Annotated in this window: 12 protein-coding genes; 5 read left to right on the top strand and 7 right to left on the bottom strand. The window is 40.9% G+C overall.

The genetic code is table 11. The features are described from left to right. The first annotated feature begins 9 nt into the window (after nucleotides 1–9). Nucleotides 10–1,182, top strand: coding sequence for a glycoside hydrolase family 88 protein (locus tag ABIN91_RS15650; protein ID WP_348052163.1), 1,173 nt, complete (start codon nucleotides 10–12; stop codon nucleotides 1,180–1,182). 60 nt (nucleotides 1,183–1,242) lie between these two features. Here ABIN91_RS15650 and ABIN91_RS15655 read toward each other — a convergent pair whose 3' ends face one another. After that, on the bottom strand, nucleotides 1,243–1,875 hold the full coding sequence (locus tag ABIN91_RS15655) for a response regulator transcription factor (RefSeq protein ID WP_348052164.1): 633 nt from the start codon (nucleotides 1,873–1,875) through the stop codon (nucleotides 1,243–1,245). 156 nt (nucleotides 1,876–2,031) lie between these two features. Next, nucleotides 2,032–4,170, bottom strand: a complete 2,139-nt coding sequence (locus ABIN91_RS15660; protein ID WP_348052165.1) for an FUSC family membrane protein — start codon at nucleotides 4,168–4,170, stop codon at nucleotides 2,032–2,034. Nucleotides 4,171–4,536: 366 nt separating this feature from the next. Between ABIN91_RS15660 and ABIN91_RS15665 the strand changes: the two genes are divergently transcribed. From ABIN91_RS15665 to ABIN91_RS15680, 4 genes are all read left to right on the top strand, one after another. Then, entirely contained in the window at nucleotides 4,537–7,122 is a 2,586-nt protein-coding gene (locus tag ABIN91_RS15665) for a phosphoenolpyruvate carboxylase (RefSeq protein ID WP_348052166.1), read from the top strand. 4 nt (nucleotides 7,123–7,126) lie between these two features. Beyond that, a complete protein-coding gene (locus ABIN91_RS15670) occupies nucleotides 7,127–7,846 on the top strand; it encodes a ThuA domain-containing protein (RefSeq protein WP_348052167.1) in 720 nt (239 codons plus the stop codon). Between the two features lie 60 nt (nucleotides 7,847–7,906). Next, nucleotides 7,907–8,443 carry a DUF4142 domain-containing protein gene (locus ABIN91_RS15675; protein ID WP_348052168.1) on the top strand — a complete coding sequence of 179 codons (537 nt, stop codon included), beginning with the start codon at nucleotides 7,907–7,909 and terminating at the stop codon, nucleotides 8,441–8,443. 133 nt (nucleotides 8,444–8,576) lie between these two features. Then, complete coding sequence (locus ABIN91_RS15680; RefSeq protein WP_348052169.1) at nucleotides 8,577–10,766, top strand: bifunctional alpha,alpha-trehalose-phosphate synthase (UDP-forming)/trehalose-phosphatase; 2,190 nt, start codon at nucleotides 8,577–8,579, stop codon at nucleotides 10,764–10,766. Nucleotides 10,767–11,774: 1,008 nt separating this feature from the next. Here the strand turns inward: ABIN91_RS15680 and ABIN91_RS15685 are convergent. The 5 genes from ABIN91_RS15685 to trpS all read right to left on the bottom strand — a co-directional run bounded on the left by ABIN91_RS15685 (nucleotide 11,775) and on the right by trpS (nucleotide 16,139). Beyond that, entirely contained in the window at nucleotides 11,775–12,821 is a 1,047-nt protein-coding gene (locus tag ABIN91_RS15685; RefSeq protein ID WP_348052170.1) for a hypothetical protein, read from the bottom strand. Between the two features lie 99 nt (nucleotides 12,822–12,920). Next, entirely contained in the window at nucleotides 12,921–13,655 is a 735-nt protein-coding gene (kdsB, locus tag ABIN91_RS15690) for a 3-deoxy-manno-octulosonate cytidylyltransferase (RefSeq protein ID WP_348052171.1), read from the bottom strand. After that, nucleotides 13,652–14,362, bottom strand: coding sequence for a hypothetical protein (locus tag ABIN91_RS15695; RefSeq protein ID WP_348052172.1), 711 nt, complete (start codon nucleotides 14,360–14,362; stop codon nucleotides 13,652–13,654). Before ABIN91_RS15695 ends, kdsB begins: the two co-directional genes overlap by 4 nt. Before the next feature lie 8 nt (nucleotides 14,363–14,370). Further along, nucleotides 14,371–14,985, bottom strand: a complete 615-nt coding sequence (locus ABIN91_RS15700; protein WP_348052173.1) for a deoxynucleoside kinase — start codon at nucleotides 14,983–14,985, stop codon at nucleotides 14,371–14,373. 158 nt (nucleotides 14,986–15,143) lie between these two features. After that, a complete protein-coding gene (gene trpS / locus ABIN91_RS15705; protein WP_348052174.1) occupies nucleotides 15,144–16,139 on the bottom strand; it encodes a tryptophan--tRNA ligase in 996 nt (331 codons plus the stop codon). Nucleotides 16,140–16,167 lie beyond the last annotated feature (28 nt).

Raw genomic sequence — 16,167 nt, forward strand, 5'->3', positions numbered from 1 at the left:
CCAGGAATTATGATATACCAAAATTTAAAAATGAGCGCGGTAGCCGCTTCTTTATTAATTAGCACAGCCACTTTTGCGCAAAAGCCAAATGTTGCCAAAGAGTTTAAATACGCCGCGGAGCAAACCGGCTTTATGCTGAAACAGCTTGAGGCCAACACCGACCCTAAGCTGGTTTCGCCACGCACTTTTGAAAATGGTAAGTTTAAGATAGTTAGCAGTACCGATTGGACAAGCGGATTTTTCCCCGGTGAGCTTTGGTTTCTGTATGAACAAACAAAGGACCCTAAATGGTTGGAACAAGCAAAAATATATACAGCTAAAATTGAGAAGGAACAATATAACAAAGGCACCCATGATTTAGGTTTTATTATCTATTGCAGCTTTGGTAATGGTTATAAGCTAACCAAAGATCCGGCTTATAAGCAAATTATTATTAACGCGGCAAAATCATTAAGTACCCGCTTTAACCCTAAAACCGGCGTGATTAAATCGTGGGATCATAATAAGGAACTGTGGGTTAACCCGGTTATTATTGATAATATGATGAATTTGGAATTGCTTTTTGAAGCGACCAAACTAAGCGGCGATTCATCGTTTTATAAGATAGCGGTATCTCATGCCGACCATACAATGAAAAATCATTTCCGTGCGGATTACAGCTCGTATCATGTGGTTGATTATGATCCGGAAACAGGAGTGGTTATAAAGAAAACTACGCACCAGGGTTATAGTAATGAATCGGCATGGGCACGCGGACAAGCATGGGGGCTTTATGGCTTTACACTTTGCTATCGCGAAACGCATGATAAAAAATACCTGGAGCATGCACAGCGTATTGCCAGGTTCATTTTCAGCAACCCTACAATGCCTAAGGATCTGATCCCATACTGGGATTATAATGACCCGACAATACCGAATACTTCCAGGGACGTATCTGCGGCAGCGATCACGGCTTCGGCTTTGTACGAGCTATCGGGCTATGCCAAGAATAAGGATTATGTTGTTAAGGCGAATACGATATTGAATAACCTTGCTGCAAACTACAAAAACCCGTTGAACAGCAATGGGGGCTTTATTTTGCTGCATAGCACAGGCCACCGCCCGGCTAAAAGCGAGATTGATGTGCCTATTAACTATGCTGATTATTATTATTTGGAAGCTTTGCTGAGGAGTAAGAAGTAAAGTTTCCCTGGCCTTGAACGGGGCTGTTCCATAGCTTACTACAGTGAATAATGATTATCATCAGGCTACAGAATGCTGAATGTTTTTACCCAAAAACCATGATATTAACTCAGATTTAGAATTAATGTTCAGCTTTTTGTAAATGTTTTTGAGGTGCTGATTAATGGTAAAATAGGTGACATTAAGTTTGTCAGCTGCTACTTTATTTGAATAGCCATCACTTAATAATTTAATGAGTTCCCACTCTCGTTTGGTCAGGCCACTTAAATCATCCTGGTTATGGCTTTTTGTTTGAATCAGGTGTGCAACTGTTGCCGGTGAAAAAGGTAAACCGCCCTCAGCCATCTGTAATAAGGCCTCGCAGATGTAAGCGATACTGCTTGATTTCAATAAGTATCCGACAGCGCCATTTTCCATAGCCTGTTTGGTTAGCTTGTTATCAACCATGCTTGAGAGGATAACAATTTTACTACCAGGAAAATGTTTGCTTAATGCTTTTATCCCATCAATACCAGAGCCTGATGGTAAGTTAACATCTAACAAAATAATAAAAGGGGCGCTTTTTTTGAGAGCCAGTGCATCTGTAACATCAGCTACGGCAAATACTACGTCAAATGATTTTGTTGCCTTAAAGTAGTTGGTATAAACGTCTCTGATGATGCTATTATCTTCGATAAGACCAATTTGTTTCATTGCTTACTTTTTATTTAGTGATGTCTTTTATAAAAAGTTTTAATTAATTGGATGGGTATGCGCTAAAGTCGTAAAATAATTTTAGATAGTGATTACTCAATTATTTTTCTTTATGATCTGTAAATCCGTTTTGTTGCCGTAAAAGCCTTTTTGATTTTATTCTACAATAGTATCAGTTATTTTGGCGATATCGGTGCTTACTTTAGTTATAAATTCCAATTGTTCTTTAAGCAGGTGAGCATCAAGTGTAGGCTCTGGTTTTTCTGCCAGGGCATCCGTTACCGGGATAGTTATTTTAGGTAACTCAGTTTGCATCGGGGCAATTTTATTAGCTGTATCATGCAAAATGGTAATAGACCGTTTAACCAGTTTTAAGTTTTCGGGTTGAACCGTTTGTGGCTTGCTTAACATAGTTGATGCTATGTTAGCAATGTATGAGGTTAAGATATGGTTTAGAACTACAAACTTGTGCACCTCTTTAATATGTACCTGTTTACGCTTGGGTTCGGATGTCATCCGTTCAAAAGCTGCGGATAGGTTGGCAGAATACACGTAAACATCTTTACGGGCCAATTTGTAATCGGTAGTGTTTACGTTTTTGCCCGATAGCGATTCGGCAAACTTCATCAGGTAATCAATGTTTGATCTTAATACATCAGTTAGGGTACTTTTGATCAAGTCAAATTCCCATGTGGGGAAGATGATGTAGCTGGCTATAAAAGCGATACCTCCACCAATTAAAGTATCGGCAATACGCTCTTGCACCACATGGTCAACACCCAGAAACTTAAACAGGATGAGTACATAGGGTGTCATGAATATTACGCTAACAATATAGTTTAGTCGTTGAAAGCTGTATGCTGCTATCATAAAAGCCATAAGAATAATCAATTGCGCCGTGTTATCCCTGATGAAGTAAAGTATCAAAATACCTAAAGCTCCACCTGCTATGGTACCTAATAAACGTTGATAATTACGTTGTTTAGTCAGGCTGAAGCCAGGCTTCAATATCACAATAATGGTTAGTAATATCCAATAACTATGGTGCCCATGGCTAATGGTTTTGGCTGTGATGAAACCCAATAAACAAACCAAAGCCACCCTTAAGGAATGCTTGAAGATAGATGAGCTAAGTGTAAGGTTATCAAAGAATAAACGCGGATCGTATTCCTGATGTGTGATAAATTTGGAGTACTCAACCTGAGCACGTTCTTTCAACACCTCTGCCGATTTGGAATTGTAATAGTTTGAAATATTGCTGATGTTTTGACTAAGATCGCGAAGGTTGATGAGGATCTTTTTGAGTACCAGATTACTGATGCTCTTATCTTGAGTGGCGAGCGCGTCAATTTTAACTTTTAGTTTTTCTAATTCAGGGTTCAGGTCAATAATATGCCTGTACCTTGAATTTGCCTGTATAGAGTAGCCCAGGTTATCCAATTCATCAGCAATGTGAGATATCGTGATCGAAATATCATTAAGAATCCCGGTTTTTTCGAATTTTTGATGGATGGCGAAATAATCATAATGGGTTGCCATGATCTGCTCGAAAAGATCTACCAGATCCACGAAAGTGAGTACTAAGATGCGGCTGGCATTGGTTGACTCTTTAACTACCAGCCGACTTTTAAAGAGCAACTCACGCACCGCATCCTGGTTGTGGCTTACGTGTATTTGCTGGGATACAACCTTATGATAATTTTCTTCGATGTTGATATCCGGTTTATAAAAATCCGCTTTAATACGCAGGAATTTGGCTACATCAAGCATGTTTTCGCCTAAAGCTTGCTGGGCAGCACGATATGGCCGGATGCTGAAAAAAGTGATGCTTAATAAGGTGTACCAAATGCTACCTGCTAATATGGTTGCACTATACTCTAATATTTCGGATGGTTGCAGCGCCTTTTCCATCATCAATATCATAATGAGGAGGCAGGATGTACCAACAGATGCGGCCCGGTTACCATATACGGTGAACATGGAGAAGAAGAAGGCGAAGATCACGATCTCGACACCCATGGTAAATACATTAAGCCTGGCAAAACCAGTCGCGATAGCTACTATAAACATGAGGGCGCTGCAAATGGCCATGCCATTGCGTTTGTGCATTACCGGGCCTGGGTTATCTGCACCACTTACGCAAAGTGCGCCAAGGGAGAGCGTTAGTCCTGTTTCGAGCTGATCAAACTGGGCAAGCACTAACGATGGCAATAAAACGCCAAGCGTGATACGTAAGCCATCAGAAAAGTACTGGCTGTAGAAGAAACTCTGTATCTCTCGGGTTTGGCGGTTCATGCTTAAATACCTTGTGCGAATATAGATATTTTGGTGAGTAGAACGTTGTGAATAGTGAGTTGGTTTGATCAGATTTTACGGGGATTGATGATATACACTTAGCTCAATTCTTCCATAAATATTACCGATATAATACAAACTATACCTATTTACTGGATTATTTACAATTAAGTAGGGTTTATTCAGCTAATTTGCCTATTTTCAGCCTCCGGAATTCCAGGTGTACTAATCACACACTTAATATTTAGTTATCGAATTGTTAATTATTGAGTTATTAAGGCCAAAATAGCCTGTTAACTTGATAGAAATAACCCGATAACCTAACTAAGAAATAACATCAACAATCAAAACAAACACTACACATCTATGACCTCGGTTTTAAAACTCAGTCAAAAAGAAACAGCTTTTAACCAGGAAGTTGTTACCCGTTTTGAGCTATACAATAGCTTGTTTTTAACGCTGCCATTTTACCAGGTTAAGGATACAGGGATTTTATTGCCATTTTTTAGTTCACATTGCGAGCATGGCGCGGCAGAACAAATGGCTCCGCTTGACATTATCCGGAGTTTTTTCGAAAAGTATGTACCGGATATTGACCGTGAGGAACGTTTAAACCGCTTGTTTCGGTTTATTCAATATATAGAAAGGCAAGTTGTATTGTTTGATTCGATAGAGGATGCCGCTTTTAACAAACTTGGCCATACCGATGAAGGCGGGGGTACTTTACAAGGTTTGCTACAACAAGCCCAAAGCCGCGATGAGATGCGTAAAACCATCGGCGAAAAACTGAATAAGTTTTCGTTGAGATTGGTGCTTACCGCTCACCCAACTCAATTTTACCCGGGACCGGTGTTAGGTATCATGACTGATTTGAGCGAGGCATTAAAGCACGATGATATTAACTCGGTTAACTTACTATTACAACAATTAGGTAAAACGCCTTTCTTTAATAAAACTTCGCCAACTCCTGTTGATGAGGCAGTTAGCCTGGCCTGGTTCCTTGAAAACATATTTTACAACTCGGCAGCATTAATACAGGCTAAAGTTGACGAACAATTTGATGGCAAAGGCGATCATGAAGTTATTGAGCTTGGTTTTTGGCCCGGTGGCGATAGGGATGGTAACCCTAACGTATCCTCAAAAAGTACCGAAGAGGTTGTAGGGCACTTGCGCCGCTCCATTTTTCGTTGCTACTACCGCGAGTTTAAGGAGATGAAAAAACGCATCACCTTCCGTGGTGTTAACCAGGCTATGGGTGCGCTCGAAAACATATTATACCAAAATGCCTATAATGCTAACCCTAAACCAACAAACCAAAAGGATGAAATATTAACTCATTTAGGTACAGTTAAAGATGTTTTGGAAAAAGACCATTACTCGCTGTTTGTTGGCTTGGTTGATAGCATGATACGCAAGGTTAAGCTATTTGGCTGCTACTTTGCTACGCTGGATATCAGGCAGGATAGCCGTGTGTTGCGTAATGTATATCAATATTGTACCGATAACAGTTCGCTTAAAAGCGCTGCCAGCAGCAAGTATTTTGATCTGGAGGAGGATGATAAGCTAAAAGCTATTCAGTTTACCGAGATCAATTATAGCCCACTTGATGATGCTGATGCCCTGGTAAAAGATACTTTGCAAACCATTAGGTTGATGAAAGATATTCAACAATCGGGTGGCGAGAAGGCTTGCCAGCGATTCATCATCAGTAACTGCCAGCAAGCATCGGACATTTTACAATTGATGAACCTGTTTTTATGGTCGGGGTGGAAAAAAGAGCAGTTGAGTGTTGATTTTATGCCACTCTTTGAAACCGTTCACGATTTAGCTAACGCCGCCGATGTGATGGAGAAACTATATACCCATCCTTATTATAAAGAACATTTAAAACGCCGCAATAACAAGCAAACCATTATGCTGGGCTTTAGCGATAGCACTAAAGATGGTGGTTATTTAATGGCCAACTGGTCTATATATAAAGGTAAGGTTGAGCTTACCGCCATGGCTTTGAAATATGGCATTGAACTGGCGTTTTTTGATGGGAGAGGAGGCCCCCCGGCTCGTGGTGGTGGTAAAACACACCGTTTTTACTCGTCAATGGGTAAAGAAATAGCTAACGATCATATTCAGTTAACTATTCAGGGGCAAACTGTGAGTTCACTTTATGGCTCGCAGGATACCGCGGTGTTTAATATGGAGCAGTTAGTGAACGCGGGTATTGTATCGGCCATGCATCCTAATAGTAATGATCTGGTTGATGATAAGCATAAGGAACTGATATCGAGCATGGCCGAAAGCAGCTATAAAAAATTCATGGATCTGCGTGAGCATCCTTTGTTTTTGAAGTACCTGGAGAAGATGAGCCCGCTTAAGTTGTTATCTAACATCAACATTAGCAGCCGCCCAACCAAACGTAACGCTGGCAGCGAATTAAAACTGGAAGACTTGCGTGCCATTAGCTTTGTAACCTCATGGAGCCAGTTAAAACAAAATATTCCCGGCTTTTATGGCGTAGGCACCGCATTGAAACAAATGCAGGACGAGGGCCACTGGAATAGTTTAAAAGGACTTTATAAAAGCTCAGGCTTTTTCAAAACGATGATAGACAACTGTATGATGTCGATGTCGAAATCTGATTTCCGTATTACGGCTTACCTTGCTGAGGATAAAACTTTCGGTGCTTTCTGGAAGATGCTGAAAGACGAGTTTGACTTAACCAGCGAACTATTGCTCACCTTAACAGATTCGGAAGTGTTAATGCAGGAGTATCCGGTTGAACGTAAATCTATCGCTATCCGCGAGAAGATCGTTTTGCCGCTGGTTATTTTGCAGCACTTCGCTTTGCAACAATTGAACACCTTACCTGCCGACGATAAATTTTATTCTGTTTACAATAAACTGATTGTGCGCACGGTATATGGTATAGTTAACGCCGGCCGTAATTTAGCTTAACGCGATGAAAAAGATTGGTATAGTATTGATAGTTATTTGCCTGATGGCGTTTAAACCCGCCATTAAGGATAGAGTGTTGATCTTTTCGTTAACCAAGGGTTATCATCATGCCAGTATTGCGGATGGTATTCTCGCGATACAAAAACTGGGTGCCGAAAATAACTTTGATGTGGATACTACAACCAACCCGGCAAAGTTTACCGATGCTGATTTGAAGCCCTATAAAGCGGTGATCTTTTTAAGCCCTACCGGTAGCTTTTTTACCGATGAGCAAAAATCGGCGTTTCAAAACTACATTCATAAAGGTGGTGGTTTTGTGGGTATCCACGCCGCTACCGATTGTTTGTTTGAATGGGAATGGTATGGCAAACTGGTTGGCGCGTTTTTTATAAAGCATCCTAAAATACAGCAAGCCAACTTAGTAATTAATGATCAAACTAATATCTCAACCAAAATGCTGCCGGCCAACTGGCCCCATACTGATGAGTGGTATAACTTTAAGGATGTAAACCCGGATATCAAAGTACTGATAAGTGTTGATGAGAAAAGCTACACCGGTGGCGAGATGAACGGTAACCACCCGATAGCCTGGTATCATAACTTTGAAGGTGGCAAAGCATTTTATACCGCGCTTGGCCATACCAAAGAAGATTTTACTACTGATACCCTTTTTACTCAGCACCTTTTAGGTGGAATAAAATATGCTTTAGGCCGAAAAAAGTGATCAATTTTTCTGTAAAATTTATTAGTTTTGCCCCATATAACAAAAACAAATTATAGCCTGATGAAAATCAAATCACTTAGTTTTATTATGCTGGCCGCGTTTGCTGCTGCATCGTTACAATCTTGCAGTCCGAAAAGAGAAAAGGCTTACAATGTGCGTACCAACGTTAACGCCAATGGTTTAGCATTTATAAAAGAAGCTCACGAAGGCGGTTTAACCGAAATTGCAGCTTCAAAAATTGCCGAGAAAAACTCCACCAATAAAGAAGTTACCGAATTTGCTGCCATGATGATCAAAGATCACTCGGAAGCAGGTGTTGAATTAGATACTATTGCTGATCATAAATATGTATTACTGAAAGGTACGGTTAACAATGAACACCGCACTGTTTTAGATAGCCTGGCTAAAAAAACAGGTGCTGAGTTTGATAAAGCTTACATGGAGCTGATGGTTAAAGACCACGAAGTTGCTGAAGAACTTTACCACGAAAATGCTGATAGCACTTACCCGGATATCCGTGAGTTTGCCCGTAAGGTATTGGTTAAGGTAAAAGCACATTTAGAAGAAGCTGAAAAGATCAAAGCATCTTTAAAATAGTTAAATTAAAATATTTGATATTGAAAGGGATGCGAATTTTTCGTATCCCTTTTTTGTTATCAAATCCTCAATAACAGCCTTTTTACAAACAAAATAGGTCTAGTTTCCTTTATTCATAAACTTTACTGATTTTATGAGTAAGACCATCATCATATCAAACCGACTACCTGTAAAGATCACCGGACAAGAGGGCGACTACAAACTTGAGCCAAGCGAAGGCGGCCTGGCAACCGGCTTAGGCTCCATTTACAAACAAGGTGACAACGTTTGGATAGGCTGGCCCGGTGTTGATGTTGCCGAGGCCGAACAGCAAGGCATTACCGATCAATTACGTGATTTGAGCCTGGTGCCTGTTTACCTTTCGCAAGAAGAGATCAACGAATATTATGAGGGCTTTTCAAATGATGTACTATGGCCGGTATTCCATTATTACGCTTCCACTTATGCCAATTACAAGCAAAGTAATTGGGAATACTACCAGCAAGTAAACAAAAAATTCCGCGATGTAGTACTAAGCGTTGCCGAACCCGACGATACCATTTGGGTTCATGATTATCAATTGCTTTTATTGCCAAATTTGATACGTACCGCACTTCCTGATATATCTATTGGTTTTTTTCTGCATATCCCGTTCCCATCTTACGAAATGTTCCGCCTGATACCCTGGCGTACCGAACTGCTGGAGGGTATGCTTGGTGCCGATTTGTTAGGTTTCCATACTTTTGATGATGCCCGGCATTTTTTAAGCGCGGCAACAAGGCTACTTCCGGTGCATTCATCATCTAATATTATTAATAATGGTGATCGGTCTATCGTTGTAGAATCTTTCCCGATGGGTATTGATAACGAGAAATATGCTTCGTTAACCAAAGAGACCGAAGTACTGGAGCAGATCAAACTCCTTAAACATAACTTTAAAGGCGTACAGATCATCCTTTCGGTGGATAGGCTTGATTACAGTAAAGGGATATTACAACGCCTGCATGCCTTTGAAATGCTACTCAAAGAACATCCCGAATACAAAGAGAAGGTTTCACTTTACATGATCGTTGTCCCTTCGCGGGATACTGTGCCGCAGTACAAAGAGCTGCGCGATCAGATAGATAAGCGTGTGGGTAATATTAACGGCATGCACCGTACTATGGATTGGAATCCTATCCATTATTATTACCGTTCCTTCCCGATAGAAACCCTTTCGGCACTTTACCACATAACGGATGTTTGCCTGGTTACGCCTATGCGCGATGGTATGAATTTGGTGAGTAAAGAGTACGTGGCCAGTCGTACCAAAAACGATGGCGTTTTGATACTGAGCGAAATGGCAGGCGCATCCAAAGAACTGATCGAAGCCATTATTGTGAACCCTACCAATACGGTTGAGGTTTGCAATGCAATGGTAACGGCTTTAACAATGGATGCCACCGAAAAAAAGCGCCGCATGATTCACATGCGCAGCATTGTAGCTAAGTTTAATGTTACGCATTGGGTTAAGCTGTTTATGATAAAGCTGGGCGAAGTTAAAGAGATGCAGCAATCGCTACGTACCAAGCATGTAAGCTACAAAACCGAGCAGGATATTAAAGAACAATTTGCCAACGCCAGCAAGCGCATCATATTTTTAGATTACGACGGCACGTTGGTTAACTTTAAACCTACGGCAGATCAGGCTATTCCCGACAAAGATTTGTACGATCTGCTGGAAAACTTAACCTCCGATCCGGCAAATCACGTCGTTATCATCAGCGGCCGTAAACACGAAAACCTGAACGACTGGTTTTGCGATACCAATACCGAACTGGTTGCCGAGCATGGTGCCTGGACTAAATTTAACGGCCAAAAATGGCATCGTATCCCAGGTTTAACCGATCACTGGAAACCCGACGTGATGCAGGTACTTGAAAGCTATGTTGATCGTACGCCAGGCTCGTTCATCGAAGAAAAAACATACTCGCTGGTATGGCATTTCCGCAAGGTGGAAGACGGCCTGGGCGAATTACGCTCGAACGAGTTGATGAGCAATCTTAAATATCTTGTATCCGATAAAGGCCTTCAAATTTTACCAGGAGATAAAGTTATCGAGGTGAAAAATATGGAGATCAACAAGGGGAGGGCGGCCCTTACCTTGTTAGAAAATCAAGATTACGATTTTGTAATGGCTTTAGGTGACGATCATACCGACGAGGATATCTTTCGGGCCTTACCTCCAGAATCAATCACAATTAAAATAGGGAGCAATAATTCGGCGGCTAAATATTACCTGCGCAACCCGTTTGAAGTGCGCCGGTTATTAAGAACGCTTACACAGTTGGAGCAAAGGGTTTAAAGGAGTAATAGCCTATCGATCAACAGGTTTGCTTTATTGGACTTTTGGGGGACAATTGCTTGTGTGCGGTGGCAGGTTGTATATTTGCCATGTATACTGTATAAACCCCTCCCTACACACTCTCGTTGGTAGGGAATCGCACAGGCCTTATGCTTTTTGATACAGATGCCTGTTCATAGGCAATGGTCTTAATTAACAGCAAATTCATCTGCATTTAACACAAATTTTTCGTGGTGTAGGGCAAAACGGGAAGAATATTATCTTTTGCGTATCCCGTGAAGGATATAAATGGTTAATAAACAGAATGTTAATATCCTTAAAAAAAGCTTACTTAAAATAGTTAACTATATGAAATTTCGGACTAATTAAAACCTCTCAAAGTGTTTATAACTATGGGTTTACGGTTTATAAGTATGTTTATAAAATGCATCATTTTTTTGTTGCCTGATCTGGAAAAGTACCCTATATTAGAATCAACAAGAAAGAAGTAAATGGCAGCCTTGGAAATTCAGAAATTGAATCGGGTTTAAATCTTCGGAGAAAAACTAAAGATCAAGGGAGAGTCCGGCAAGAATCAGGAGACGCGAAAATATCGAGAGATGTTTTTAACGGAATGAGGAAAGGTTAAAAAAGGTGTTACACAGTTGGCAGAAACCGCAAGGAAGAAAGCAAAACTGAAAAGTAAAAGATCGCGGAGGAGATCAGAAGCTTGTGAGAGCAGACGAACGGAACGGATCATGGTCGGTACAGAAAAGCTTGGTGCCTATTGAATGACTACGGTTATACAAAAGGTGAAAACGGAAGATCAGATCGAAAGAAACGGACTTCCGTTTTCGTTTATATAAGGTTTTTCTTTTACATGCTCAATCTTTGTGTTCTGTTTAATGCTTTCAATAACCTCAGTAATAATTTTATTGGTATTTACCGATGTTACAAGGTCTTAACTTTCCGCATCTTAACTCTTAATTATTTCCTGCAATGTGCGAAAATTATGAATAATCGTTACTACTAACCCTTTTTCATTTTATTATAAGTGATGATTGTCCGGCGGATGATCGTTTCATCATAGTCCGAATTACTAAATTGCGTCAGCAGTTCCGGGTAGTCGGCAATCAATTCAGAGAAGGCTTTGACTTGCTGTTTTTTCGGACCACTGCCTTTTATCAATGTTAAGGGGCCGTTGCCTTTTGATAAATACCAGCTTTTTTTGTCGTTCGCGTTTATGTGTTGATACAAATTTAGATTGCCTTTTTCTTCACAACTCATAAATAATCCATTTGGTGTGCCCGGCACCGCATGTCTGGTAAACACCGTCCCCAAAAAAGTATATTCTTTAATGCTATCCAACGCAAGTGGTTTAAATTTCGTGGCACCTGGAGTTTTGTAAGCCAAGCTGTCGGGGCTGGCTGATGCCGCTATTTTATCAACTATTTTACAGTTTACGGTGTCTCCTTTTTGATTGACGTAGTAACCCCTGGCCGAACTAAAAAAATCATTATACCTAAGTATCGCTGCTTTAACAGCATCGGTTGTAGTATAATCGTCATTGGCTTTAAACTTGTCGAGCAATTCCGGATAATCGGCAAGCAAATCATAAAGCTGTTGTTTTTTTGCTTTTGGCGTTCCAAATATGTCGCCCGTGCTAATATACGTTAACGGTGCGTTGCCCTTAGCTGCGTAAGGAATTAACCTTTCAGACCTTGTAACTCCTACCCCGGTAACTCCGACACCGCCGTACATACCTGGGGCCGATCCGCCATAAGATACAACAACCTGCCGATAGAAATTTATTTTACCCCGGTATATCCATTGTACAAAAGTGGAATCGGTTTCTTTAGGTAAAAGGCGTTTTACATAGGTGATCGACTTTTCACGATATTCGGAAATACTATCCAGGCGGATTGTTCGGGTTTGTTCCGAATTTTCTAACGTATACCTCATCTTGTTAGGGCCGCTAAAGTTATTCTTTTCCTTAAAAAGGCAATAAACAGTGTCTTTCCCTTTAACAATAAAGTAATCTTGCTGAGCAAATAAGCACTGGGTGAATAAACTCATTCCCAAAAAAAGAAGCAGAGTTATTATGGATTTTGGGTGCATTTGTGATTCGATTATTAGTTAGATATTGAGATTTAAGCAAGCCTTGATGGCTATTTATTACAAACTCTTCAGCAACTTCTTCAGATCCTCAGGCGTATCAATGGCGTAAGTTTCCAACTCAGTTTCTGCAACTTTAATGCGATAGCCGTTCTCAATCCAGCGGAGTTGCTCCAAACTTTCGGCTTTTTCAAGCGATGATACGGGCAGCAAAGTCACCTGCTGCAAAATATCGCTGCGGTAGCCGTAAATGCCAATATGTTTGTAGTAAGTATAGTGGTAAAGCCATTGCTGCGGCTCATGCCCGCGAACATGAGGCAGGGGCGAGCGTGAAAAATAAATAGCCTCAGAGTTTTTATTTAAAATAACCTTTGGCGAACTGAAATTATAAAGCTCTTCGGTAGTTTGTATTTTTTTGACAAGGGTTGCCAGTTGGGTACCATCTTCGGTAAAGCAGCTTGCTACTTTATCAATCTGCTCTGGCTCAATAAATGGCTCGTCGCCTTGTATGTTAATAATAACCTGGTATTCGGGATGCTGTTGGGCAACTTCGGCGCAACGGTCGGTGCCGCTTTGGTGGGTATCGGCAGTCATTACGGCTACGCCGCCAAATTGTTGCACATGGTTAAAAATGCGCTCATCGTCGGTGGCCACAATCACTTCGGTTAAGGTTGCGCATTTTTTAGCCTGCTCATAAACCCGCTGTATCATGCTTTTACCGGCAATATCAACCAAAGGTTTACCCGGAAAACGGGTAGATGCGTAACGTGCCGGTATTATGCCTAATATTTTCATTCTTCCCTTAACTTAATAGTTTTGAAAGCCTTTAAAGCTTTCTCCTGATCTTCAGCGGATAGTTCTTCGCCCTTTATGTTAAAGTTAAGCGCGGTGCTGCGGCTCTTATAATAAACACCGGTAGTACCAGTTTCCCCAACTTTAGGCGAAACCGTTTTCACGATGAACTGGGCCGTAGTATCAATATGCAGGTTATGTTTTTTTATAGATTGCGGTATCCTAATCGGGACAAATATAGTACTGTCTTTATATCTCAGTTCTGCCAGGTAATCGGCTCCGGGATAATATTTTCTCCATATACCTTCTGGCTTATATATACTTTTAGTGTACTCAATAGTAGGTTCAACCTTTACTACGGCGGTGTCTTTGGATGCCAAACGTTTTTTTTCGGTATCAACATCCTGTGTGGGAACATAGTTAACGCCCGGCTCACAAAAATAACAAAGCGATGTTGCCCAGTTTTTCTGATCCGACAGGTATTGTTGCTCTGTAGATATCAGGCTGCTCGCATAACCCTTAGTGCTATACTCAAAACTAATAGTACCAGATGATGTGGTGATGGTACCCACAAAAGAATCCGTTCCGTTACCCGGCTGATAATCCCAACCGGCGGGCATATCCATACTAAAATAGCTCAGGTCCAGGTTCTTGGTACAACCCGATAAAATAAAAGCTATGGCGATAAAGGCAAGGAAACGGGATTTCATCTATCTAATTAAAACAAGCCGTTTATCTCTCTTTCAATTAATTGTATAATGGTACCCAAATCTTCCGGGTTATTAGTAAAATCAAGGTTATCCTTATCCAGTATCAAAAGCTTACCCAGTTTATAACCATCTATCCACTTCTCGTATTTTTCGTTCAGTTTGGATAGGTAATCCAACCGGATGCCGCTCTCGTACTCACGGCCACGGCGTTGTATATTACTCACTAGTGTTGGTACCGATGCTTTTAAATACACCAGCAAATCGGGTGGTTTAATAAAATCGGTAATATTATCAAATATAGCGCGGTAGTTATCAAAATCGCGGGTTGTCATCAAACCCATATCGTGCAGGTTTTCCGCAAAAATAAAGGCATCCTCATAAATCGTCCTATCCTGAATGATCTGCCGTTCGCTCTTTTGTATTTCGATGATCTGCTGGAAACGGCTATTCAAAAAATAGATCTGTAAGTTAAAGCTCCATCTTTTCATGTCGCTGTAAAAATCTTCCAGGTAAGGGTTATTATCAACAGCCTCGTACAAAGGGTCCCAGCCGTAGTTTTTGGCTAATAATTCTGTAAGCGTAGTTTTTCCGGCTCCTATGTTTCCAACAATGGCTATATGCATGTGATAAAGTTAGCCCCCCAGCCCTCTAAAGGGGGAGCAAGGGGTTTAGTTTAAATGATAGTATTCCTATTAATGATAGTGCAAATTAATTAAATCGCCATCAATAACAAATATTAAAAATGCGATTTAATTATTCCCCCTTTAGGGGTTAGGGGGCTCTAGAATCTTTTGAACCCTATAATCTCTCTTACTTCTCTAATCGTCTTCTGCGCACTTTCACGGGCTTTTTCTTCACCCATCTTAGCAACCTTTCTCAAATAGTCCGAATCCGCAGCAATAGCGTCAATTTTCTCACGCATTGGCGCTGTAGCGATGATCATATCCTCGGCCAATTGCTTTTTCAAATCGCCGTATCGGATTTGCATTTTATTATAAGTATCCTCAAAATGAGCTATCACATCTGCGGATGATACTACCTTCATCAAATCGAACAGGTTTTGTATTTCCGACGGCTTTTCCTGATTCTCAACCATTGGCCCAGCATCAGTAACAGCACGCATTACTTTTTTGCGGATAACTTCCGGCGAATCTGATAAATAAACCGCGTTGGCCTCGCCTTCAGATTTTCCCATTTTACCTTTGCCATCTAAACCCGGTATCTTCACCAAATTGTGGCTGTAGTTAAATGCGTAAGGTTCGGGGAAATATTCATTATCATACAAGCGGTTAAAACGGTTACCAAAAGTACGGGCCATTTCAAGGTGTTGTTCCTGATCTTTACCTACAGGTACTTTGGTTGCTTTGTGGATCAATATGTCTGCCGCCATTAAAACAGGGTAGGTTAACAAACCGGCATTCACATTATCCGGATTAGCGCGAACCTTATCTTTAAACGATGTGCTGCGTTCCAGCTCGCCCATATAGGCGTTCATGTTCATATATAAGTAGAGTTCGGCAATTTCGGGCACGTCAGATTGTACGTAGATGGTTGCCTTTTCGGGGTCAATACCTGTAGCCAGGTACTCTACCAATACTTGTTTTACGTTTCCGTGAAGATCGGCAGGAGTGGGGTGCGTGGTTAAAGAGTGCAGATCGGCAATAAAAAAATAGCAGTTAAACTCGTTCTGCATTTTTACGAAGTTTTGAATTGCTCCGTAGTAATTTCCTAAGTGTAATTTTCCGGTAGAACGTATACCGCTAACAACAGTTTCCATTTGGGCGAAAGTAAGTATTTTTTCTATT

It is taken from the genome of Mucilaginibacter sp. (assembly GCF_039921305.1).
Classification (GTDB): Bacteria; Bacteroidota; Bacteroidia; order Sphingobacteriales; family Sphingobacteriaceae; genus Mucilaginibacter.

Excerpts from the sequence above, each read along its gene's own strand:
- ABIN91_RS15650 (WP_348052163.1), top strand. The coding sequence starts at position 10 with ATGATATACCAAAATTTAAAAATGAGCGCGGTAGCCGCTTCTTTATTA.
- ABIN91_RS15655 (WP_348052164.1), bottom strand. The coding sequence starts at position 1,875 with ATGAAACAAATTGGTCTTATCGAAGATAATAGCATCATCAGAGACGTT.
- ABIN91_RS15660 (WP_348052165.1), bottom strand. The coding sequence starts at position 4,170 with ATGAACCGCCAAACCCGAGAGATACAGAGTTTCTTCTACAGCCAGTAC.
- ABIN91_RS15665 (WP_348052166.1), top strand. The coding sequence starts at position 4,537 with ATGACCTCGGTTTTAAAACTCAGTCAAAAAGAAACAGCTTTTAACCAG.
- ABIN91_RS15670 (WP_348052167.1), top strand. The coding sequence starts at position 7,127 with ATGAAAAAGATTGGTATAGTATTGATAGTTATTTGCCTGATGGCGTTT.
- ABIN91_RS15675 (WP_348052168.1), top strand. The coding sequence starts at position 7,907 with ATGAAAATCAAATCACTTAGTTTTATTATGCTGGCCGCGTTTGCTGCT.
- ABIN91_RS15680 (WP_348052169.1), top strand. The coding sequence starts at position 8,577 with ATGAGTAAGACCATCATCATATCAAACCGACTACCTGTAAAGATCACC.
- ABIN91_RS15685 (WP_348052170.1), bottom strand. The coding sequence starts at position 12,821 with ATGAGTTTATTCACCCAGTGCTTATTTGCTCAGCAAGATTACTTTATT.
- kdsB (WP_348052171.1), bottom strand. The coding sequence starts at position 13,655 with ATGAAAATATTAGGCATAATACCGGCACGTTACGCATCTACCCGTTTT.
- ABIN91_RS15695 (WP_348052172.1), bottom strand. The coding sequence starts at position 14,362 with ATGAAATCCCGTTTCCTTGCCTTTATCGCCATAGCTTTTATTTTATCG.
- ABIN91_RS15700 (WP_348052173.1), bottom strand. The coding sequence starts at position 14,985 with ATGCATATAGCCATTGTTGGAAACATAGGAGCCGGAAAAACTACGCTT.
- trpS (WP_348052174.1), bottom strand. The coding sequence starts at position 16,139 with ATGGAAACTGTTGTTAGCGGTATACGTTCTACCGGAAAATTACACTTA.